This window comes from Sulfobacillus sp. hq2, from assembly GCF_002903155.1.
Taxonomy (GTDB): domain Bacteria; phylum Bacillota; class Sulfobacillia; order Sulfobacillales; family Sulfobacillaceae; genus Sulfobacillus; species Sulfobacillus thermotolerans.
In genome coordinates this window covers 93667-115854 of the sequence record NZ_NWUL01000011.1, presented here as the reverse complement: position 1 = coordinate 115854, position 22188 = coordinate 93667, and the positions used below count along the sequence as shown (strand labels likewise).

Annotated in this window: 23 protein-coding genes, 2 tRNA genes and 1 riboswitch; of the genes, 9 read left to right on the top strand and 16 right to left on the bottom strand. The window is 51.6% G+C overall.

The window, feature by feature from the left end:
* Positions 1–323 precede the first annotated feature (323 nt).
* On the top strand, positions 324–1916 hold the full coding sequence (locus tag CO251_RS01670) for an ABC-F family ATP-binding cassette domain-containing protein (protein ID WP_103374074.1): 1593 nt from the start codon (positions 324–326) through the stop codon (positions 1914–1916).
* Positions 1917–1950: 34 nt separating this feature from the next.
* On the opposite strand, the gene pruA is transcribed toward CO251_RS01670, so the two are convergent.
* Genes pruA through CO251_RS01655 form a run of 3 tightly spaced genes read right to left on the bottom strand, consistent with a single transcriptional unit; the run spans position 1951 to position 4904 of the window.
* Positions 1951–3501, bottom strand: a complete 1551-nt coding sequence (gene pruA, locus CO251_RS01665) for an L-glutamate gamma-semialdehyde dehydrogenase (RefSeq protein WP_103374073.1) — start codon at positions 3499–3501, stop codon at positions 1951–1953.
* A gap of 21 nt (positions 3502–3522) precedes the next feature.
* On the bottom strand, positions 3523–3930 hold the full coding sequence (locus tag CO251_RS01660; RefSeq protein WP_242968189.1) for a thioesterase family protein: 408 nt from the start codon (positions 3928–3930) through the stop codon (positions 3523–3525).
* A gap of 29 nt (positions 3931–3959) precedes the next feature.
* Positions 3960–4904, bottom strand: a complete 945-nt coding sequence (locus CO251_RS01655) for a LuxR C-terminal-related transcriptional regulator (protein ID WP_103374072.1) — start codon at positions 4902–4904, stop codon at positions 3960–3962.
* A gap of 226 nt (positions 4905–5130) precedes the next feature.
* Between CO251_RS01655 and CO251_RS01650 the strand changes: the two genes are divergently transcribed.
* Positions 5131–5472 (top strand): TQO small subunit DoxD, encoded by a 342-nt coding sequence (locus CO251_RS01650; RefSeq protein WP_255398082.1) that lies wholly within the window; start codon positions 5131–5133, stop codon positions 5470–5472.
* A 24-nt stretch (positions 5473–5496) separates the two neighbouring features.
* Complete coding sequence (locus CO251_RS01645; RefSeq protein WP_103374070.1) at positions 5497–6012, top strand: TQO small subunit DoxA domain-containing protein; 516 nt, start codon at positions 5497–5499, stop codon at positions 6010–6012.
* A 145-nt stretch (positions 6013–6157) separates the two neighbouring features.
* Here the strand turns inward: CO251_RS01645 and CO251_RS01640 are convergent.
* Together CO251_RS01640 and CO251_RS01635 are read right to left on the bottom strand one after the other, a co-directional pair.
* Positions 6158–6233 (bottom strand) — tRNA-Glu (locus tag CO251_RS01640).
* A gap of 5 nt (positions 6234–6238) precedes the next feature.
* Positions 6239–6312 (bottom strand) — tRNA-Gln (locus CO251_RS01635).
* Positions 6313–6551: 239 nt separating this feature from the next.
* Here CO251_RS01635 and htpX point away from each other — a divergent pair.
* Both htpX and CO251_RS01625 read left to right on the top strand, forming a co-directional pair.
* Positions 6552–7457, top strand: coding sequence for a zinc metalloprotease HtpX (gene htpX, locus CO251_RS01630; RefSeq protein ID WP_103374069.1), 906 nt, complete (start codon positions 6552–6554; stop codon positions 7455–7457).
* Between the two features lie 24 nt (positions 7458–7481).
* A complete protein-coding gene (locus tag CO251_RS01625) occupies positions 7482–8039 on the top strand; it encodes a hypothetical protein (RefSeq protein WP_103374068.1) in 558 nt (185 codons plus the stop codon).
* A 7-nt stretch (positions 8040–8046) separates the two neighbouring features.
* On the opposite strand, the gene CO251_RS01620 is transcribed toward CO251_RS01625, so the two are convergent.
* The 5 genes from CO251_RS01620 to rpoE all read right to left on the bottom strand — a co-directional run bounded on the left by CO251_RS01620 (position 8047) and on the right by rpoE (position 12018).
* Entirely contained in the window at positions 8047–8313 is a 267-nt protein-coding gene (locus CO251_RS01620) for a hypothetical protein (RefSeq protein WP_103374067.1), read from the bottom strand.
* Positions 8310–9032 carry a PspA/IM30 family protein gene (locus CO251_RS01615; protein ID WP_103374066.1) on the bottom strand — a complete coding sequence of 241 codons (723 nt, stop codon included), beginning with the start codon at positions 9030–9032 and terminating at the stop codon, positions 8310–8312. Before CO251_RS01615 ends, CO251_RS01620 begins: the two co-directional genes overlap by 4 nt.
* A 144-nt stretch (positions 9033–9176) precedes the next feature.
* Positions 9177–9758 (bottom strand): hypothetical protein, encoded by a 582-nt coding sequence (locus CO251_RS01610; protein ID WP_103374065.1) that lies wholly within the window; start codon positions 9756–9758, stop codon positions 9177–9179.
* 229 nt (positions 9759–9987) lie between these two features.
* A complete protein-coding gene (locus CO251_RS01605; protein WP_103374064.1) occupies positions 9988–11643 on the bottom strand; it encodes a CTP synthase in 1656 nt (551 codons plus the stop codon).
* 87 nt (positions 11644–11730) lie between these two features.
* Positions 11731–12018 carry a DNA-directed RNA polymerase subunit delta gene (gene rpoE / locus CO251_RS01600; RefSeq protein WP_103374063.1) on the bottom strand — a complete coding sequence of 96 codons (288 nt, stop codon included), beginning with the start codon at positions 12016–12018 and terminating at the stop codon, positions 11731–11733.
* 329 nt (positions 12019–12347) lie between these two features.
* Here rpoE and CO251_RS01595 point away from each other — a divergent pair, with 329 nt between their 5' ends.
* A complete protein-coding gene (locus CO251_RS01595; protein WP_103374062.1) occupies positions 12348–12686 on the top strand; it encodes a hypothetical protein in 339 nt (112 codons plus the stop codon).
* Here the strand turns inward: CO251_RS01595 and CO251_RS01590 are convergent.
* Genes CO251_RS01590 through CO251_RS01575 form a run of 4 tightly spaced genes read right to left on the bottom strand, consistent with a single transcriptional unit; the run spans position 12630 to position 16237 of the window.
* A complete protein-coding gene (locus CO251_RS01590; RefSeq protein WP_103374061.1) occupies positions 12630–14279 on the bottom strand; it encodes a long-chain fatty acid--CoA ligase in 1650 nt (549 codons plus the stop codon). The two genes, CO251_RS01595 and CO251_RS01590, sit on opposite strands and share 57 nt — an antisense overlap.
* Positions 14280–14281: 2 nt before the next feature.
* Positions 14282–15034 (bottom strand): enoyl-CoA hydratase/isomerase family protein, encoded by a 753-nt coding sequence (locus CO251_RS01585; RefSeq protein ID WP_103374060.1) that lies wholly within the window; start codon positions 15032–15034, stop codon positions 14282–14284.
* 24 nt (positions 15035–15058) lie between these two features.
* On the bottom strand, positions 15059–15367 hold the full coding sequence (locus tag CO251_RS01580; protein ID WP_103374059.1) for a 3-hydroxyacyl-CoA dehydrogenase family protein: 309 nt from the start codon (positions 15365–15367) through the stop codon (positions 15059–15061).
* Between the two features lie 15 nt (positions 15368–15382).
* Complete coding sequence (locus tag CO251_RS01575; RefSeq protein ID WP_103374058.1) at positions 15383–16237, bottom strand: 3-hydroxyacyl-CoA dehydrogenase family protein; 855 nt, start codon at positions 16235–16237, stop codon at positions 15383–15385.
* A gap of 225 nt (positions 16238–16462) precedes the next feature.
* Between CO251_RS01575 and CO251_RS01570 the strand changes: the two genes are divergently transcribed.
* Positions 16463–16930, top strand: coding sequence for a MarR family winged helix-turn-helix transcriptional regulator (locus CO251_RS01570; RefSeq protein WP_103374057.1), 468 nt, complete (start codon positions 16463–16465; stop codon positions 16928–16930).
* 80 nt (positions 16931–17010) lie between these two features.
* Positions 17011–17367: an iron-sulfur cluster insertion protein ErpA gene (erpA, locus tag CO251_RS01565; RefSeq protein ID WP_103374056.1), complete on the top strand. Its 357-nt coding sequence runs from the start codon at positions 17011–17013 to the stop codon at positions 17365–17367.
* A gap of 49 nt (positions 17368–17416) precedes the next feature.
* Here the strand turns inward: erpA and CO251_RS01560 are convergent, their stop codons facing one another.
* Both CO251_RS01560 and CO251_RS01555 read right to left on the bottom strand, forming a co-directional pair.
* On the bottom strand, positions 17417–18829 hold the full coding sequence (locus tag CO251_RS01560; protein WP_103374055.1) for an MFS transporter: 1413 nt from the start codon (positions 18827–18829) through the stop codon (positions 17417–17419).
* Positions 18830–18957: 128 nt separating this feature from the next.
* Positions 18958–20124 (bottom strand): class I SAM-dependent rRNA methyltransferase, encoded by a 1167-nt coding sequence (locus CO251_RS01555; protein ID WP_242968186.1) that lies wholly within the window; start codon positions 20122–20124, stop codon positions 18958–18960.
* 288 nt (positions 20125–20412) lie between these two features.
* Positions 20413–20558, top strand: a riboswitch (cyclic di-AMP (ydaO/yuaA leader).
* A 3-nt stretch (positions 20559–20561) separates the two neighbouring features.
* On the opposite strand from CO251_RS01555, the gene CO251_RS01550 reads away from it, so the two are divergent.
* Entirely contained in the window at positions 20562–22103 is a 1542-nt protein-coding gene (locus CO251_RS01550; RefSeq protein WP_158246123.1) for a peptidoglycan-binding protein, read from the top strand.
* Positions 22104–22188 lie beyond the last annotated feature (85 nt).

The window sequence follows — 22188 nt, the reverse complement described above, 5'->3', positions numbered from 1 at the left end:
GTATTACGCACGCCGCCAGCGTTCGTCCTGAGCCAGGATCAAACTCTCCATGACTCATTGTCTTGCTGACTGTTTCTGTTTCCCTTGACGCGTTCATGACGATATAGTTTTCAAGGACCGGGCACCACCACTAAACCGGGTGGTCTCACTGTCCTCGCGGACAGCTTTGATATAATAACACCCTTTTGCTGCGTATGCAACTCCCAATTTCTTCTGTGTCGAATTAGTTTCGCCCAGCTTGCGGAACTTAATGCATCACGACTGACGTATTCGCCCTGTGTTAAGATACAGAGAAAAGCGTCAGCGCGGAGGTTTTGTATTTTATGGCTTGGCTTTCTGTACAATCGGCCCAACTTTCAATGGGCGGTCGCGCCTTAGTTAACAACATTACATTAAATATTAATGCTGGTGACCGAATTGGCATTGTTGGACCCAACGGGATGGGCAAAAGCACCTTTTTAGGTTTATTGTCAGGAGCCATCGAACCCGACTCCGGCTCCATAAAAGTCATGGGCGCCCCTTATATCACCCAACTTAATCAGTGGCAAAAGCCTTCTTGCTCGACAATTTGGGCCTGTGCAGCGGACGCCAACAGCCAGCTTCGGCAAACTCAAGAACAGCTGCAGCACGTCGAACAAGCCATGGCCAACCCGGATATGACCTCTGAACAACTCATCGAGTTAACCGAGCAGTGGGGCAGGCTCTCCGAAAAATTTTCGGACATGGGCGGATATGAATGGGAAGCGACCGTTCGGGCGGGCCTCATTGCGCTGGGCTTTGCTGAATCCCGTTTCAATGACTCTCCCCAGCATCTTTCCGGCGGAGAACAACATCGACTAGCACTGTTGCAAATTATTTTGTCCGGCGCGGATATTTGGCTGCTCGATGAGCCCAATAACCACTTGGATGTGAACACGCTGCAGTGGTTGGAAGAGCAAATCCGGCGCTTTCGGGGCGCATGCGTTGTAGTGTCTCACGACCGGGCATTTTTAGACCACATCGCCACACGTATTGTGTCATGGGAAGACGGGTTTTTTTGGTCGACGGCGGGAAATTGGACGAAATACCGCAATCTGCGTGAAGAACGCTTAAAGACAGAAGAAGCTCAGTATCAACGGTTACAAGAGGAACGCCTACGCCTAGAACAATACATCGCTCGTTTTCGGTCCGGTACCCGTGCTAAACAAGCCCAAAGCCGCATGAAGCGGTTAGAAAAGCTAGGAACTGGTACGGCGCCCTCTACACGCCCGCGCGATTTGCAGCTGTTGCACAACAGCTCCGGTCACAGCGGCCATGAGCCGTTAGCCCACATTCAATCCTTAGTTCTTAAACGCCCTCATCGTGTGTGGGAGCCCCTAAGTTTTAAATTGCCTCCCCATGCCAAGGTGGCCCTCATTGGGCCTAACGGAACGGGAAAATCGACACTACTGGAGGCCCTGACGGTGCCCCGTTCCGAAGTTCACTGGATGCAAGATACGGCCATTGGATATCTGCCTCAAGATGCGGTAACAAAACTGCCTCAAGGCGTTACCGGTATGGATTATCTTTATGACCAAGGCTTTGTACGCGAAGAAATATATTATTTGGGAAGCCACTTTGGTCTATCCAAGGACCTCTTGGAGTCGATGATTGATGGGTGGTCTGGAGGAGAGCGCACGCGCCTTAAGCTACTCGAAGTGCTGATGCAACCAACTGACTTGCTCCTCTTAGATGAACCTACCAACCACCTCGATATCCGCATGCGCTTAGCTCTTGAAAGCCTGATCATTGGCTACCCCGGCGCCGTGATTATCTCGAGTCACGACCGGGCCTTCTTGCAAGCGACAAGCACGCATACCCTGTGGTCCACGGGCAGTGCGTTTATCTGGGACAAGGATCCGTATCGCGAGGGACGCATTGCTCCCAGAACGTCCTAAGCAGGGAGATGGGTGATCTCCCTGCCCCGCACCATTAGAAGCGTTCCGCCACCACTTTCATTTGCATAAATAGAAGGAGGTAGTCAGGACTGCCCGTTTTCGAATCCGTTCCTGACATATTGAATCCTCCAAAGGGATGAGCTCCGACAATGGCTCCCGTACATTTGCGGTTAATGTACAAGTTACCCACTTCAAATTCATCACTGGCTTGTTCTATGCGGTCTCTTTTAGCAGTAAACACCGACCCCGTCAACCCGTACTCGGTATCATTAGCAATTGCTAGCGCATCTTGCCAATTACGTGCCCGAATCACCGCTAACACTGGCCCAAACACTTCTTCTTGTTCCAGCTTGCTCCCTGGCTTCACATCCGAGAAAATCGTGGGCGGAATAAAATAGCCGTCGCGGTCCATGGTCCCGCCACCGGTTTCGAGATGCGCGTGTTCTTTCCCCCACTGAATATAACTATGAACCTTTTCAAAGGCTTTGGGATCAATCACGGGACCCATTTGACTGTTAAAATTATCGGGATCGCCGACAACCAGCTTTTTGGTCCGTTCCACAATCTTCTTCAACAACACATCATGGACTTCATCAACAATAATGGCGCGGGAGCATGCGGAACACTTTTGTCCTTGAAATCCAAACGCCGATGTTACAATATCTTGTGCTGCCTTGTCGAGATCGGCAGTTTCATCCACAACAATGGCGTCTTTGCCCCCCATTTCCGCCACGACGCGCTTAATCCACTTTTGGCCGGGAGCTACTTGGGCCGCTAATTGGTTAATGCGCAAGCCGACTTCTCGAGAGCCCGTAAAGCTGATGAAGCGAATAAGCGGGTGCGTCACAATATAATCACCAATCGTGCCGCCATCGCCCGGCACGAAGTTCAAGACGCCATATGGCAGCCCTGCTTCATGCATAATCTCGACAAAATGCGCGGCAATCACCGGGGTCGCACTCGCCGGCTTTAATATGACACAATTTCCGGCCACGATCGCAGACGTTGTCATTCCCGTCAAAATCGCCAACGGGAAGTTCCACGGGGGAATAATTGCGCCCACGCCGATGGGTACATAAAAGGCCTGGTCGTCTTCATCGTCTAAAGGGGTCAAGGGCACAGGCGCTCCCAACCGCTCCATTTGCCGACCGTAATACTCCATAAAATCAATCGCTTCGTTGACGTCGCCTTCCGCTTCCGCCCAGGTCTTGCCAGCTTCGTAGACCTCTACGGCTGCCAAAAACAATTTTTTACGGCGCATAATTGCTGCCGCTTTATAGAGGTAGCGTGCTCGGTCTGCGGCGGGCACCTTCTTCCATGAGTCAAAGGCACGCCACGCCTCCTTAATGGCTTGGTCAATGTGACTCGCTTCGGCTTTGGAGACAAATCCTACGACTTGGTCGGGATGGGCGGGATTGGTCGAGGTAATCTTTTTTTCCGTGTCAACGCGTTCGGAGCCGATTAACAGCGGGTAGGATAGACCAAATTGCTCTTTGACTTCGCGCAGCGCCGATTCCATGGCTTTGCGATTTGAAGGTTGATTAAAATCCAGTGGAAGCTCGTAGTGATAGGGTTTAATGGCCATGATTTTTGCCTCCTGTTGTGTTTAGGACAACAACTGCTGCAAAGAACCATAGTACTCAGGCAAAGAACGGTCCAGGCGAGCAGCATGCCCATTGAGCACAAAAATATGTTCGGTGATTCCCCGACTCGTTTCCTGGCCTTGCGACGTGACCTGATACGTAAAGGTCGCGCGTGTGGGCGTAAGCCTAGTGAGTGACGCATGCACGTCACAGCGGTCTCCGGGACGCATAGCATGAATAAAGTCTGCTTCAGCGTGTCGTACCAACAACTCAAGACCTAACGGTCTCAAGATCTTATAGTAATCCATATTGTGCGCTCGAAGCCAATGAATTCGCGCCTCAGAAAACCAATCAAATAAATGAGCGTGATAAATGATGCCGGCCACATCACATTCCGCCCAACGCAAACACGTTGTCCACGTGGTTATCACTGTCGTATCCTCCCCTTACCGGCTTGCCCTTACTCTTGACGCGTATTGGCTGGAGCTGAGCCGGGCTGTACCGGAAGCATGTGCTGCTGTTGAGCCCAATGCACAGCATCCCTACGCGAGTGTACACCCATTTTTTGCATAATGTTAGCCGCATGGGCCCGCACCGTTCCCTCACTAACCTGCTGATGGACCGCAATCTGCCGGTAAGAGTATCCGCGTGCCATTCCCTGAAGAATTTCTTTCTCACGAGGCGTGAAAAGATGTAAGACCTCCTCATGTTCTTTTATAGCACAAGCGACGATATGGCTTAGTTCTTCTGAGAGCTTCCCCCCGCCCGAGCGACACAGCTGGGTAATCAATGCCTCGAGGCGCTCACGCTCGGCATCAGCTATTATCACGTGGGTCTCCTCGAAAAGCCGCTCAATCACGCGCATTAACAGTTGCTGATGACGCTGAATAAGGGTATTAGCAGATTCTTTGGCTTGATCATGCTGCCGGACTAGCCCGGCTATTATCAGCGCCATTAGGGCTGCCGCCAAAATCCAAAGCGGCCAAACCATATGTAAGAGTAATAATCCTTGGCGTGCCAACACTATGCGGCGAATCGCAATCAATCCTGCCACAGTGGGCAGGATTTTTTTGACCATCGAAGGATTGGCCATTAATGCTAACTCCATCACTGGAACAGGGGAGAGCGCAAGAGCAGGAAACCGGGCTTGGGTCAGATAGAGAACATAGATAAGCAGCGCATAGACGGCGTCACGCCATGCAGTAGAAGACAATGATCCCTTTGAGGTTGAGGCCAAGAACCATTCGTGACGCAAAACATCGATAACCGCCGCGAAACCGACGACGGCAAATCCTTCACTATTTGCAGGGTGTAATAACACTTCAAGGAAACAGGTCAAAGGAATGATAAAGCGTAGGCGCCTCACAATGACAGAACTGGAATACCCAAACGCTTCGACTTCCACGGTCCTTCTCCACCTCTACCATTCAAACAGATTTGTCATCCCCAGTGTACGTTGCGGGACTTGAGCCGAACACTACCATTCGGGCACTGATACCTTGGCCTTTTGGCCCTCTTAGACAAAATCATAGGCACAACCCATGGTAAATCAGAAGCTCTAACGCCTACGCTCGTTGTGCCAGCAGGCCCCAAGGCGGGCATACTGCGAATAACAGGCGGGATTTTGGCCTCTGAATCATCTAATGAACACGTTAATTCTTCACCCGCACACAGCCTTTGGATTCTTAATTATCTTCACGTGGATCGAATTCTTGGTTGGATTATTTTTAATCAGCGGAACTCTGACCCGTCTTTCCGCTCTTGGAGCAGTCCTATTGAGTTTTGGGATTTTGTGGGGGGACGGCTGGCAAGGAACCACATGTGTTGACGAATGGCAAATTGGTACCGTGGAAGGCATTGCTGCGATGGTCTTTATGTTCTCCGGCGCTGGCCCTTGGAGTTTGGACCGGTGGCTGCTCAGAAACTGGGATGGTTATGTTCACATTGGCCCTTGGCGCATCAGATTAGCTTAAAAACTGCCGTGTAAGGAGTGAAAAATGATGGCGATCAAACACGAAGCCGTTGAAACGAAAAACCAAAAACGGCAAGCCCTTGGCATGTTGATTGTCGGGGTGGTCATCACCCTATTCACCTATCAAGTCTTTCACCATGGTCTGTGGGGAAAGTTAGTCAACTACAGCAAAAAACCTGATTTAGTGTTAACCGGCACCCACGTCACACCGCACATGCTTGATCTAGAACTGTATAATACCGGAGGTTCTGGCGTCTATGGGGAATTTACCTCCATGGTGGCCCTCACATCTAGCACCGGAAAGGTCTATGAGATATGGAATGGTCAACAACTGCACAAGATCTCAAAAGAATCTATTCACAACGTCTATCATTTTGAAAAAATCGCCCCAGGCCCACACGGACTCATCGTGCCGCTTTCCGCCAAGGGCACGATACGACTCGCTATCAATCGCCCTATTCCCCCAGGCACTCAGGTCACCGTAACCGTAGAGGACGTCAGCGGCATCAAATGGCATATGCTCACCACCGTTCACCCTTAACACCACTAAAATCCAAGGCTTGGGTCGTTCGTTCAAACCCAGCCTTGGATTTTCGCAACGGTCTTAATCCACGCGAGATGCGAGAATTATTCAGGCCGTCGGACAGTGAGCATAAAAAAATAACCGCTTCACAGCGGTTATTAAATGGTAGCCCCAAGCGGATTCGAACCGCTGTTTCCGGAATGAGGGTCCGGCGTCCTAGGCCTCTAGACTATGGGGCCATAATTGGCTGGGGGACCAGGATTCGAACCTAGGCGAGGTGATCCAGAGTCACCTATGCTACCGCTACATCATCCCCCAGCAGCAAAAACCATTTTACTCTCCGTGATGAGATTTTGCAAGAACTTTGTCGATCCGTTTTTTGCCACAGACGTCTACCCAGCACAATTTCTCGCATACGTTTTAGCTCATCGCACCACACTAGACAAGCCTTTGCCGCAGTAAACTGAGACTGATTCTCATAACAATCGTCTCTTAAGCTTGAGTGCAAGACCTTTAGGACGTAGACTATACTATAAGAGGAAAGGAGCATACCGTCGATGGCAAAAAAAACTGCGGCCTGGTATGGCCACGATTTTGGTTTATCGCTTCGGATGTTCATTACCATGATGTTGTTAGCGGCGTTGTATTTGGCGTTTATTGTGGTGTTATGGGACGCAGGTGTGGCATTGCCGTTACTGATTTTAATCATTATGGCATTAGCCTTTAGCCAATATTTCTTTTCAGACAGCCTGGTGCTATTAACGACGGGGTCACGGATTGTTACGCCCCAGCAAGCGCCCAAGCTGTATGCTATGGTCGAGCGTCTCGCACAACTCGCGGATATCCCGGTACCCAAAATTGCCGTGATGCCGACTCGCATGCCGAATGCCTTTACTACAGGACGCAGTCCTAAAAAGGCGACGATCACCGTGACCCAAGGCCTTTTGGATCAGCTTCCGGAACAAGAATTAGAAGCGGTATTAGCCCACGAGTTGACCCATATTAAGAATCATGACGTCGCGGTGATTACTATTGCCAGCTTTTTTGCAATGATTGCCGCCTTCATCGTTCAACAATTCTTTTTCTTCGGTTTTATGGCCGAAGAAGATCGCGGCCGCCGCGGAGGGCAGGCGATTATGGTGGTGTGGTTGGTATCTGTTCTTGTCTGGGCGATTAGTTACGTCCTCATTCGGACCTTGTCCAGGTACCGGGAATATGCAGCTGACCGCGGTTCGGCCATTCTCACCGGTCATCCTGGCTATCTTGCCAGTGCCTTGCAGCGCATCAATGCCAATATGGCACGGACGCCGCAACGGGACTTGCGCCAGGCGGAAAACTTTAACGCGTTCTTTATCTTCCCCGCGATTCGCAAAGATAGCCTGATGGAAATTTTCTCCACACATCCGTCTTTGCCACATCGCATCGCGTATCTGCAAAAAATGCAGGAAGATATGGAGAAATAGCCGCCATCACGTGAGGAGGATCATATGGGATTCTTTGATGCGCTGTTCGGCCGAACAAAAATACCGGAGGGCAAAACCGATCAACTCTTTGCCCTCTCAACCGCTTTATTAGATCTTGAGACTCGTCTTGACAGTACGTTTGCTGGCCAAGCGGCCATTATTCTACGTACCGTTGACAATTCAGGGTATGAATCCTTAGAAAAGGATGTCCAACAAATTCTCACCTTAGGCGGCAAAGATATGCCGGTCACAGCCCATCACGTGGACGACCAACAAGGCTATCGCTGGATTGTCTTTGAGGGAAAAGATCCCGAAGATGTCATCAACGCGCTGCACTTAACCGCAGATATGTTAAAGCAAGCCGGATATGGCGATAGTCTTCTGGCCGCGATGTTTGCCTTCACGCCCTCATGGTACTTGATTTACACCTATCGTCGCGCGGCCTTTTACCCCTTTGTCCCTCAACTCTCCCATCGTCGCGACCAAGCCCGGGAATTTCGGATTGCCCAAACCCTGAAGCCTTTTATGCCCATAGAAAAAGACCCGGAGCGATGGTACGCGCTCTGGGATCCTCCCCTTTAAGATCATGTTAGTCGATTGTGCCACTGAACAGTTTCTTTGCTTCCGCTAAACTGGTATCGGCCGCTGGAAGTATAATATCCGATTCCGCAAATTCATGCGGTTCAATTCGGCGGCCCGTTCGTGCCAGTGCTACGAGCTTCCCATAGAGAGTATGAAAGCGCCCAGCATCGTTGTTCATGATGGCCTGCATGACTTCATCATCCAGACGATGAATAGCGTCCAATGTCGCTCCGTCCACGTCATACTGGCCTTCTGCCAAAATCCTAACAATCATGAGGGTTCTCCCTTGCCCATTTCTTCTTTCAGCTTTGCCAACTCATCGGACACCGATGTTGACCCTTTGAGACGATTCAATTCGTCGCGAATGGAATCCCCTGTCGATGGGGCTGCATCAAGCTGTAGGGTCGACGAAGACGCCTCGGACAACGCGTCAATGGCCTGAGCGCGTGCCTGCAAGGCCTGAGTTTTGTCCTGCGCCCGCTGCAACGCCATGTTAACATCCGCCATGTCCTCGCCCAACCCTGAAAACGCTTCCCCAATTTTCACCTGAGCTTGGGCCGCGGAGTATTGCGCCTTGATAACTTCTTTTTGCGTCCGGAACGTCTCCACTTTCAACGACAGCTTTTGTTGGGCATCTTGTAGGCGATGCTCCTCTTTCTCCAAATCCGCAATTTGCGTTTGCAGTCCTTGCATTTGCGCAACGACTGTTTGCTTGCGGGTCAAGGCTTCTTGGGCCAAATCGTCACGGCCGGCAGCTACCGCGTCGCGCGCATCTTGGTCCCATTGCGCGGCCATTTGTTGTAGCTTATTCAGCTGCAATTCGATACGCTTTTTCGACGTCACAACCTCGGCCACTCCACGCCGAACTTGCTGAAGCTGCTCGACTTGCTTCTGATAGGAATATTCTAAGGTCTCGCGAGGGTCTTCAGCCTTATCCAAGATATTGTTGACTTTCGATTTAAAGATGGTGGACACCCGTGAAATCAATCCCATGTGTCGAGCCTCCTCTCCTCTTTTGCTTCAGTATATTCTGTCTGCAAAAACCTTGTCAAAGAGTATCCATGACCGCTACGCAAACCCAAGAGGCTTTCCAAGCCCCTTCTCTTGGAAAGCCTCGTCCCCTTGCATACTCAAGCACTAAACCCACCAGTGTCCTCCTAAAGAGGTGTTGAATACCACGCCGTACGTTAAATACATGAGCCAGATAGCGCCCAGAAATTGCCACAGTCCCACTAAGCGTGCTCCAGGATTCCAACCAGCGAGTCGGGTAGGAATTTCCGATAAGTAAATGAGCAACAGAATGATAAACAAGATGCCCACAGGCACGTCTCCGGCATCTAAAAAGATCAAGGTTCCCAATAAGGAAAGGGCTGCATAGGCAATGGCCATCCATCCTTCAGCACCTCCTGGCGACCGAATATATCGGCGCCATCCAATCGCAAACCAGTGCACGCCATACGCGGTAAAAGCTACAGCAGCCATATATAAGGGAGCCTTTGAGGTGTATACGGGAAACCAGCTCAAACCCACCATGAGATAGACCCCGGTGATGAACTGCATGAAGCCCCCCATCCAGATCCCCCAAATCGCCACCGCTTTATCAATTTCGGGGCCGTTCGGTGGGTGGTTGAAGAGGGCTTGTCCCCCCCACACAAAGTAGTTGGTGCCCAGTCCAAAAAATCCAATGGCAATGGGAAGAAAGGCAGATTGCGTAAACATAAGCAACGTCGTCTCCTGACAGGTGTAATTTTGACCGCTGATATCCGAATACACGGTCGTCACTGCCCTTATCTTCGCCCTCTGCCATAGCTTTATACCCCATCAACCGCAGTTTAGTTCTGATGCACCATCCCCACTAGCGAGCAAATAAGGAGGTCCGGTACCCGAACCCGGCACCGGACCTGTTGCGATAGACTCTTAGAGCGTTAGGTATAAGACAGACCCCCCGTTAGGAATGGCCCACAGCCCCCGCATTTTCTTCCACTAACGTCTTGTCTGGGCCTAGTCCCTTGCGCTTAGCCGCAGCTCCCACAAATCCTGCGAACAAGGGGTGTGGGCGATTCGGGCGAGACTGAAATTCGGGATGAAACTGCGTCCCCACAAACCAAGGATGTCCCTGCAACTCCATAATTTCAACTAAACGCTCATCCGGCGACAGACCCGACGCCACGAGTCCGCTGTCTGCCAACATCTCCCGAAACCGGTTATTTAACTCAAACCGGTGGCGATGCCTTTCGAAAATTAAGGTATCTTGATAAATAGCTTGAGTCTTAGTCCCTAGCTTCAAGGTACATGGATAGCTCCCTAACCGCATGGTGCCGCCCATGTCCATCACGCCTTGCTGCTCGGGCATCAAGTCAATAATAGGATACGGGGTGTTCGGATCAAACTCCGTAGAATTCGCATTTTCCAATCCGCAGACATTGCGCGCCACTTCAATGGCCGCGGCCTGCATGCCCATACAAATCCCGAAAAATGGGGTTCTTGTTTCACGCGCCCACGTAATTGCTTGAATTTTTCCCTCGACACCTCGGTAGCCAAAGCTACCAGGCACCAAAACCCCGTCCACGCCCTCCAATAAAGCCGCAGCTCCCTGCTCTTCCACTTCTTCGGAGTCGACCCATTTAATATTAACCCGAACCTGATGGGCGAGCCCTCCGTGCACAAGCCCCTCGACCACACTCATATATGCATCGTGCAGCGCCACATATTTGCCGACAACAGCAACCGTCACATCCCCTTGCAACGTTGTTGCCCGTTTGGCCACTTGCGCCCAATCAGCCAGGTCAGCAGGCGGCGCTTGCATCTGCAACCGATCTAACACAATATCGTCCAAGCCCTCTTCCGCTAACATCAAAGGCAATTGATAAATCGATTCGGCATCAACATTTTGAATAACGGCCTTCCGATCCACATCACACATCAACGCAATTTTGTCACGCAAATCGCGCGACAACGGCTTCTGGACGCGGCAGACAATCACATCGGGCTGAATGCCAATAGAACGCAATTCCTTGACCGAGTGCTGCGTTGGCTTGGTTTTCGCTTCGCCCGCCGCATTGAGATAGGGCACCAACGTGACATGAATGTACATGACCGCGTCGCGGCCAATATCTGACCGCATTTGGCGGATTGCTTCCAAAAACGGCAAGCTCTCAATATCGCCCACAGTGCCGCCAATTTCCACAATAATGACGTCGGCTCCTGATGCCTCGGCAACGCGGTGAATTCGCTCTTTGATTTCATTGGTAATGTGCGGGATGACCTGAATGGTGCCTCCCAGAAAATCGCCGCGTCGTTCCTTGGTCAGAGTGGACCAATAAATGCGGCCTGTGGTCACGTTGTTGGCTTGTCCCAAGTTCACATCCATAAAACGTTCATAATGACCTAGGTCTAAGTCTGTTTCCGCGCCATCTTGCGTAACAAAAACCTCGCCATGTTGTAAAGGGCTCATTGTACCAGGATCCACATTAATATACGGATCCAACTTTAAAGCCGTGACTTTCACGCCCCGACTTTTTAAAATACGCCCCAAAGACGCTGCTGTTATCCCTTTGCCTAAGGATGACACGACCCCACCCGTTATAAACACAAACTTCGCCACAATGTCCTCCCCTTAATGTCCATGCCTCATAACAATTCTTGCTGTCCGCCTATTGATTTTTACTCAAAAGGAGAAGGAGTCCGAAGGTTAGCCCTCGTCCTCCTCCACGTCGCCGTTCTCTTCGTCGTCGTAGCCGCCCGACCGACCAGTCGACCCTTTTGCTACCGATTTAGGCAACCATTCCTTTAATCCCCACATCGAGTTGCCACGATATTGAAAGCGGACATCAAGATTAATTTCTGTGTAAATTCTTGCCACTTGACGGGCTTCCCGGTCTTGGCCCAGTTTGCGCAACGTCTCATCGAGCAAGTCCTGCACTTCCATCGGCTGCCCGTGTTCTTTTAATACTTCATACGCTGCATCAGTGACCTGCATAGCCATACCCCCGTGTGCACACTAAATTCCCCCGTATTATACCATCTACCAATTTAAAAGGTAATATTCTCGAGGCCCAGGAATTTCGTTGTCCTCCTCATCAAGGCGTCTTTTGTTTTTTAGTCTACCCAAAGACACAAAGCGCGTGACAGGTCGTCTGCGTGCGAATTCCCACCCCAAATCGCTCTAATTTTTAGTCAAAAACGCACAGCAATGATACTATGAGCTAGACAAGCTTCGCTCCCAAGCCCGCTTTGATTACGGGCGCGGCAAACACACCCGAGCTTGCGATGAGCTTCAACAAACCGGTTTTGGAGGTTTTTTGCATAATGCGTCCCAAACTTTCTGCCGTGCCCAGAACTACCACTCCTCCTTGGCGCTTTCACAGCCGGGGCCTTTTGCGGCTTCTGATTTTAGCCGTCACTTTTTCCTTGTTGTCCTTGGGCCATGGCCTTTGGTGGTGGATAGGATTTCTTCTGTTAGCCGCCGTGCTGATTTCCATTGGCGGGCGCAATAGCGGGCCGGTCAGTCCGTGGCTCGGATCGGCCGGCCTCTTGTGGCTTGCGTTTGTGCATGTGCGGATTGTTGCGGCTAGCTACGGAATTCCTGCACTAGGTCTTTTCTTTGCCGCCTATTTTTTGGTCATTCTGCGCCGCCGTGCGGCTTAGCTCCCGGCGTAGAATTTTGCCGATCGCTGATTTCGGCAAGTGGTCCACCATCTCATAAATCCGCGGACGTTTGTATGAAACCAACCTCTCTTGACAAAACGCATCGAGCGCACGGGCGTCCAACGCGACGCCCGCGCGCGGCACGATAACGGCTTTAACGGTCTCTCCTCGGTAGGGATCAGGTACCCCAATGACGCAGGCTTCTTCGATCCCCGGATACTGGTAGAGCACTTCTTCCACTTCCCGCGGGTACACGTTAAACCCGGAACAAATAATGAGGTCCTTTTTACGGTCAGCAATATGGAAATATCCGTCTTCATCCATCGTCGCCACGTCTCCCGTATAAAGCCATCCCTCTTTCAACGCCATTTGGCTCTCTTCCGGTCGATTCCAGTATCCTTGCATGACTTGAGGCCCTTTCACCAACAATTCACCTTTTTCGCCAACAGGAACATCTTCACCGGACGCATTGACAATCCGCACAGCTGTAGACGGATACGGAAATCCAATGCCTGGCGATTTCACATCGACCGGCCATAAAGGCTGACAATGTGTCACAGGAGACGCCTCGGTCAAACCGTACCCTTCTACAATCCGCCCTTTGGTTAGTTTTTCAAAGTCTTCTTGTACTTGAGCGGGCAACGGAGCCGAGCCGCTGATACACCCTTTAATCGAGGTGAGGTCCAAATGATGTTGAGCCGCATATTGCGCGAGCGCCACATACATCGTAGGGGCTCCGGGAAAGAGGGTTGGCTTCGTGCGTTCAATCCAGAATGCGGCCTGTTCGGGATGAAAACGGACCATAAAGACCAAACGCGCTCCAATCAACAAGCCCAAATTCATGCCGACCGTCATCCCGTACGCATGAAATAATGGCAAAGCAATCAGGATGGTGTCTTGGTGATCGGCAGACACGATGTCTTGCATCCATAGGCGCGACTGTTCGGCATTGGCCCATAGATTCCCATGGGACAGCATCGCGCCTTTGGGCAAACCCGTCGTGCCGCCTGTATACTGCAGGAGCGCTAAATCATGCTCAGGCTCAATGTCCGGGGGAGTAGCCAATTCCGGCAACGACAACCATGCACTAAAGGAGGAAGCTTGCGGATATGCTGCGCACGCCTTTTCTTCCACCGCTTGGTCATTGTTCATATCGGCGATTAATACGGGCCAGGGAAGGCCTGAAGGCAACCGATCGACGGCTTGTGGCGGGACAATCAGGGTGCGTGGGGCAGCATCCATTAACAACGCGGCCAGCTCTGATGAAGTATACAACGGATTGAGCGCGACAACCACCGCACCCAAACGCAAAATCCCGAAATAGGCTTGTAAGAAGGCCAAGCTGTTCGGTAAGATAATGGCCACACGGTCACCTTTTTGAACGCCCAACCGCCGCAATCCTTCCGCCACGCGGTTTACCATGGACCACAAAACGGGATAGCTTATAGTCCTGTCTTCCAATACCACGGCCGTTCTATCGTCACAGTCTTTCCAGCGTTCAATGACATCGGTTAAGGGTCGAAGGGGTTGCGCAATCTCTGGTGGCACATTCCCATAATGCTTCAACCAAGGTTTTTCGTCATAGACGCTCATCGCTACTGCCCTCGAAACTCTGGGCGTCGCTTTTGGAGAAAGGCCATAATACCCTCCGCTGCATCAGATGACGCCATGAGAGCCGACATCGCGTCGGTTTCCGCCGCTTGTCCAAGACTCGGATCGACCAGAAGTTTCTTAATGGCTTGCAGGGCTAAAGGCGGCAAGGCTGCTAAGCGGTCTGCTTGATTCACGGCATAGTCCAATAAAAGATGGGCAGGCACCACCTCATGAATTAAACCAATACGCAAGGCCTCCTGGGCATCAATGGCTTCGCCGGTGAGTAATAAGCGCGCCGCTTGAGACCGACCGATTAATTTGGGCATACGAACCGTCCCACCCCAGCCCGGTATGATCCCTAAATTTACTTCGGGCTGACCAAAACGTGCCGCGTCGGACGCAATGCGCATATCGGTGGCCATCGCTAGTTCATTGCCACCGCCTAAGGCAGGGCCGCCAATGGCCGCAATAGTAGGCTTGGGACACTGTTCGATGCGATTAAACAAGGCCACGCCATAGGCCAAAAAATCCTTAACGCCAGCTCCCATTTGCAAAAAGCTCGGAATATCGGCGCCCGCAGCAAAAAACATACCATCTCCCGTAATAACCAACGCTCGTACAGTATGATTCTCAATCGCCTCGGTGAGGGCACGATCGAGTTCTTGCAACAAGGATAAGCTTAAGGCATTCACAGGAGGATGACTCAGGCGCAAGACAGCGACACGGTCCCTCTGTTCGACGGTAATTAGTGCCATGTTGTATTCACCTCCCATTGTCCGTTAATAATTGAAATAACCTGCGTGCGTTTTGACACCCAGTTGACCCCGCCCGATCCGCTCTGTCAGAGATGTTGGAGGCGCAAACCGGTCGCCCAATTCGTGTTGCAGGCGCGTGAGCTTCTCATAAATAACATCCAAGCCGATACTATCCGCCCACGCCAGCGGCCCTTGAGGAAGCCCTGCACCGGCCCGCATCGCAATGTCAATCGCTTGCGCGGTAGCAATACCTTCTTCATACAGTCTAGCTGCTTCTAAATACGTGGCCAGCGTAAACCGATCTATTAATTCTTGTTCGCGTTCTGCCTCCATTTTCTCCCCATCCTTTCATGACCTGTTGTGGGTATAAAAGCCTTGGCCCGTTTTCACCCCAAGATGTCCTTCCGCTACCAGTTGTGGCAACTCGGGACCCGGATCGAAACGGTCTCCATAAGCTGCTTGCAGCGTTTGTGCGACATCCCAGGCAATATCTAGACCTAAAGCATCCGCCAACGTAAAAGGGCCCAAGGGAGCAATCTGATGTCTCACAATAACGTCATCAATCTCTTGCGCGCTATAGCCATATTCGGCCTTAAACCGCATCACCTCGGCCATGGAGGCTGTCAACACGCGGTTCACCACAAACCCCGGGCACTCCTTCACGACCACCGGAATTTTCCGAATTTCTTCACTAAGTCGACTGAGGGTCTTGAGAACATCAGGCTCTGTATCCGATCCAGCAATAATCTCGACCAGCTTCATCATGTGCGCAGGATAGAAAAAATGCATGCCGGCCACCCGTTCGGGACGGGACGTTACGCGAGCCATCTCTGTCACACTAAGGGCCGAGGTGTTTGTCGCTAAAATGGCCAGTGGCGGAAGCAAGCGGTCGAGTTCCTGAAAAACTTTCTGTTTCAAAGCCATTTTTTCTGGCACGGCTTCAATCGCCACGGACACATCTTGCAAAGCTGCAGGATCCCCACTAAACACGATGCGGGCGAAACGTTGGTCGGCATCTGGAGCCGTGAGACGTCCTTTCGCGACCCGTTGGGCAAAAAGTCCTTGAATGTGTTCCTGGGCCCTCTTAAGCGCCGAATCATCCACATCCCGCAGAACCACAGGAATATTCGTCAAAGCCAGCGTATAAGCAATATCGGCGCCCATGGTCCCCGCGCCAATAACCGCGACCTTCTTGACATACATCCGCACCCCTCCTGATCATAAGAAAAAGCGCCACCTCCCCCTCGGAACCGCAGAAGACTCGTTGATGCGTCCGTAATATCGGGATCATGGCGCCCCATTCCTTTAGACTGTGACGTTTTGCAGGGCCAGTATATCGCCCTAATGCAATAGTTGTCAACGACAAATTTATTAGCGAAAAGCCGAAGATTTGATATGATGAAACAACAGACGCAAGGAGGGCCCCAGATGGATGACCAATTACAATCGTTCATTAATGAAATTCAGCGACTTTTCCCGCGTATAATGCGTTATCTCGAAGCCGAAGCTAGTCGTGAGTTGATTGGCCTCGAGGTTACGCCGTCCCAAATGAACGCCTTGTTTGCCTTATATGGTGTGCCCAATTTGCCCATGGGTGAACTGGCTGAACAGTTAGGACTTACAGAAAGCGCGGCGACACGACTGGTCGATCGCCTGATCAACATGAACCTGGTCAGACGCGAGCGCGATGATCAAGATCGACGCGTGGTGCGAGTACGCCTCTCTTCCTATGGAAAACAACTGGCCGAACTCGTCTTTGAACGCCGACAGGCTCAATTTAGCCGATTTGCCGAACGTTTAGATCAGAAGTCGCGCGACGCTCTTATTTTTGGCCTTTCTGAACTACTTAATGTTTTTGGCATTCTTGAACAGGAGTCCAAAAGCAGTAAAAAATAGTGTGATACGCACGATGGATCTATGATAGGATAGCTATAACCCGATGCTTTATAATACTTCTCCCGGAGGTGAATGTCGTAATGATTACACTGAGTGAAACTGCCACCGATAAGGTCAAGGAATTTATGGCCTCAAAGGATCATGCGGACCTAGCCCTGCGCATTTATGTCAGTAAGGGTGGGTGCAGTGGCTTCAGCTATGGCATGGCACTGGACGCTGCCCAAGAGGATGACAACGTCTTTGAGTTTAATGGGGTCAAAGTGGTGATCGATCCCTTAAGTGCTCCTTATTTGGAGGGAATCGAAGTCGATTATGTGAACTCAATGATGGGCGGTGGCTTTTCCATCAATAACCCCAATGCGGCTTCTTCCTGCGGATGTGGTCACTCCTTCCGTACTAAGGATGATCCCGGCGCCGCCAATTCGTGCAGCCACTAACATCGTCTCATTAAAAAAGCCTTCCGGCTTGTGCCGGAAGGCTTTTTCCTTAGGCCGTCACTTGCTTCGTTCGCGGCCCTTTTTCATTCCCATTGCCCCCGGCCTCTTCCAAAGATTGGCCAGCTGTCTCATACCCAAAAAGCCAGGTAATCAGCAATCCAATAAAGGAAGCCAACGCAATCATCCCTAACGTGACCCCTAACCCCCACGCTTGCTCTAAGACCGGTAACAAGAAAATACCCACGGCTGCGCCAAATTTTCCGGATGCGGCCGCGAGACCATGACCCGATGCGCGCAGGCTGGTGGGGAAGACCTCGGTTGGCAAAATCCAGGTGGTGGCGTTGGGGCCCATATTCACCGCGAGGTTAAACAAGGCAAATCCAAAGAAAATTAACAACGTGGAGTCTCCTTGGGCCCCCTTGGGCACACCGACAACCGCGAGCACCGCCATCGCCACGGCCATCCCCGCGAACCCTATCATTTGGAGCCGGATGCGCCCAAGCCGCTCAATAAGGGTAATGCTTAAGGCAAAACCCACGACTAAAAAGACGTCCAAGAAAATCGCGCCTTGGGTTGACAAAATGTCTTTATGAATGAAGTTACCATGCCCCGCGAAAGCCATAACGGACAAAATCGTCGGCGTAAAAATGCCAATGCCATAGAGCCCAATATCCATTAAGAACCATGGCACCGTCACTAAAATGGTTCGTTTGAGGTAGGCCGCGCTAAATAAGTCCTTGTACTGCAATGTGCTTTTGCGCACCGGTTCGACGGCAATCGCTTGCCCTGTCAAAGCTTCAGCGGAGGTCCGAGCCTTTTCTGCGTCACCGTGCTCCATTTGCCACCGGGGGCTTTCGGGCACCGTGGTCCGCAAGACGAGCACGATGATGGCCGGAACGACACCAATGGCCAGCATAAACCGCCACGCATTAGGAGCGGGGTCCAACATTAAGATGGCAAGACCAACCGCCGCACCAAACAACGCGCCCAACGCTTGAAAACTAAAGGCGGAAGAAAGCATGCGGCCGCGAATCTTTTTGGGCATGAGTTCTGATACGTATGTGGAGCTGATGGGATAGTCTGCGCCAATGCCGATACCCAAAAGAAAGCGGAAAACGAGAAGAGATATCGTACTCCAAGAGAGTGCGGAAAGTCCTGTGAACACGACAAAAAAAAGAAGGTCAAAAAAGTACATCGCCTTTCGACCCAACTTGTCAGTATATCGGCCTAACGTGAAGGCCCCAATCATAGCCCCTAGGGGAGCCGCAGCGCCTACGAGTCCCAGACCGGTCTTGGACATATGCATTTGGTGAGAAATCAGTGGCAAAGCCACTCCAATAATAAAGAGGTCAAATCCGTCAAGGAACACTCCCATGGCGGATAAAAACCAAATTTTCCAATGCAAGCCTTTTAATTTAGCGTGATCCATTGCGGACTGGAAATCAGTAGACTCAGATGACATGATAAAGCTCCTCCTGTCGCCTTATCGGCGCCAACGGTATTTTCCTTAGCTTTATCATGCCATTCGCACATTATGAGTGGTTTAATTCCTTGTTAAGGTTGGATTAACAAAACCCAGACTATTGACAATTAGCTTACGTAACAAACCAAGCACTTGAGATATCGCGATTCTGGCAATCCCGGCAACATCGGATGGTCGAGTCCTTGGCCACGTATTTCCAAGATCTTGACCACGCGTTTAGCGTCTTTCGCCGCGTCCCGTACGACTTCAATAAACTGCGCTTCGGACATATGGTAAGAGCAGCTGGAGGTCACCAGGATCCCCCCTGGTTTCAGCAATTTGATGCCCCGTAAATTAATCTCTTTGTAGCCCCGGATCGCCCCAGCCACTGTATCTTTGGACTTCGTAAACGCCGGCGGATCCAAGATCCCCAAATCGTATTGGGGTCCTTTTTCACTTTCTTTCCTCAGCCAGTCAAACGCATTGGCGGTGAGAAATTCCACCTGGTTCAACCCATTCGCCGCTGCGTTCTCTTGAGCGCGCGCCACCGCGTTCTCATCGATATCAATCCCAATGACAGATTGCGCGCCGTGTTTGGCGGCTGTAAGACCAAAGCCCCCCGTGTGGCAAAACGCATCAAAGACTTTCCGGCCCGCAGCCAATTCCCCGGTACGCCGACGATTGGGATATTGGTCAAGAAAATGGCCTGTTTTCTGGCCGTCTGCCAGATCCACTAGCATGACCACATCATTTTCTATGATATGGACAGGGGACACCATGGTTCCAAACAACATGCGGTTCGTGCGCGGCAGTCCTTCTTTCGTGCGCACGGGAACATCCCCCCGCTCGTAAATTCCTTGGGGCTGAAAAATCGCGACAAGCTCGTCGACAATATCCGCGGTAAAGGGCACCAATCCCAAACTTAAAATTTCCACCACCAGCATCGGCCCATATTTGTCCACAATCAACCCTGGCAATTGGTCGGCTTCGGAATTGACAACGCGGTAAGCATCTTTATGCCCAAGTAAATCCTGTCGCATCTGCGCCGCGTCACGCACCCGGCGGCGAAACCATGCCCCATCAATCACGTCATGCACATCACGCGTGAGCAGACGAAAGGCAATTAGCGATGCCGGATTGAAAAACCCTTTGCCAACAAACCGTCCATTGACCTCGGTTAATTCGACCACCGTTCCTGGCGTTAAATCGGCATGATACATCTCTCCACGATATACCCACGGAGCCCCTTCAAGCACTCGGTGCGGTCCCGTTTTTAAACGCAGGCTCCCAGCCACAAAACCCCTCCTATTCATATCCTTAGGTAGTATAGGCTTATCGTGTGGCTTTTTACCACAGATTTCATGGGCATGATACGCCTTTATGTATCGTGTCCCTATTTTTCCTCTCTTTTCGCCCCAATATCCTCATATCTGTCGAAAATTCCCATTAGCCTTAGAATATGTCAATTTCGCCAAAGACTCCTGCTGTTACCAGCTAACGCTGTTTATCCCGGGACTATCCAGCATTTTTCGAGCTGACAGTATAAGCGCTGTCCCGTAACGTAACATGTGACGCGTATTTACGTGTTAATTCCGTCGAATCTCCTAAAAGGTGCTTCTTAGGAGTACGGAGAACCCGATGCTTTTTGGGGTGAATGATTCCGCCGGGAGTCAAGAGGACCTGTCCTCTAACCCGTCAGCTAACTCCGAAGACGCAGAACAGGAGCGAAAATATGCACAAACGTTGGATGGTGACGGCCGGAGCGGCTCTAAGTGGCAGCCTCGCACTCCTTGCCGTCGGACCCGCTTGGGCCGCAGAATTTCCCGATCTCACCATAGGCCGTGCCGGCGCCACCGTCGCCGTTGTACAACAGCAACTCAACGACCTCGGATATCACACCCCTGTAACAGGGCATTACACCGCGGCGACAGCAAGGACCGTGCGTGCCTTTCAAGCGCGCAATCATATTGCCATCGACGGCATTGCGGGTCCCATCACAGAAAAGACCTTGGTGAACGACCTAACTCAAGTGTATATGCCCATCAAGGGCTCACTCGGACAGCACATGCTTTCGCTAGGGGACTACGGTTCTGCCGTGACCACCTTGCAAGGTGATTTATCCCAATTAGGATACAATCCCGGTCCTGCCGATGGGGTCTTCAATCAACAAACAGGACGTGCCGTGCTTGCCTTTCAAGCGCACGCGGGTATTGCAGTCGATGAAGTAGTCGGTCCTCAAACGGTGCATGCCTTAATGGTCGCCATGGGCTATGCGCCGTCATCTTCCGCGGCCCCCTCCCCCTCATCAGGGAATCCGCCTTTAGCCCCTTCCACTCATAAGATGGTGCTAGGATATTACACGCAATATACGCCGCAGTCTACCGCATCGCAAACCAGCTTGTCAGAGAACCTCGGTAGCATCAACACGATTGCGCCGTTGTGGTACACGGTCCATGCCGATGGCTTGATCGGGCGCATGGGCTATCAGCGCGCTACGGTGCGTGCGTATGCCCAAGCTCATCACATTACGGTTCTCCCGTTAGTCACCAATGCTGGCGGTAATGACGCGATCCTGACGAACGCCAGCACACGCAGTGCGGTAGTCGCCGAGCTGACGCAATTGGCAGTTCAAGACGATTACCAAGGCTACAACATTGACTTTGAAGGTTTAAGTGCCCAAGACCGTTCTGGACTCAATGCCTTTATCCAGTCGCTCAGTCAATCTCTTAGCCCTTTAGGGAAAGAGGTCACGGTGGCCGTTATTCCCCGCACCTCCACGGATCCCTACGGACGCGCCTATGATTATCAATTCTTGGGGCAATACGCCACCAAAGTGGTCCTCATGACGTATGACTATCATGACATCGGCTCGGCGCCAGGGCCTGTCGCCCCTATCGGATGGGTCACTAATGTAGTCAACTACGCTTTAGCCCGCATCCCAGCTTCCAAGATTGTTTTAGGACTTGCCGCCTACGGCTATAACTGGTCTTCGGACGGCAATACCGTAGAGGTCCATGACGAGCAAGCGGTGAACCTGGCTGCCCACTACGGGGTGCCCATCACGTGGAATTCGACGTATGATGAAGCCACGTTTCAGTACCAAGCTGCGAATGGCACGACCCACACTGTGTGGTTTGAAAACGGCTATAGTGATGCCTTTAAGCTGGAACTGGCCAAACACGATCATCTCGGTGGGGTCGCCATTTGGCGCCTCGGCGATGAGGATCCGCACTTGTGGACCGTCATCCGTTCCATCTGGTATGGACAACAATAGCCCTTGAGCCAGCGCCATTGAAGTCAAACCCTCCGGATAACAGCCGGGGGGTTTAATCCATCGCTCAAACTCTTTGCCCTTATGA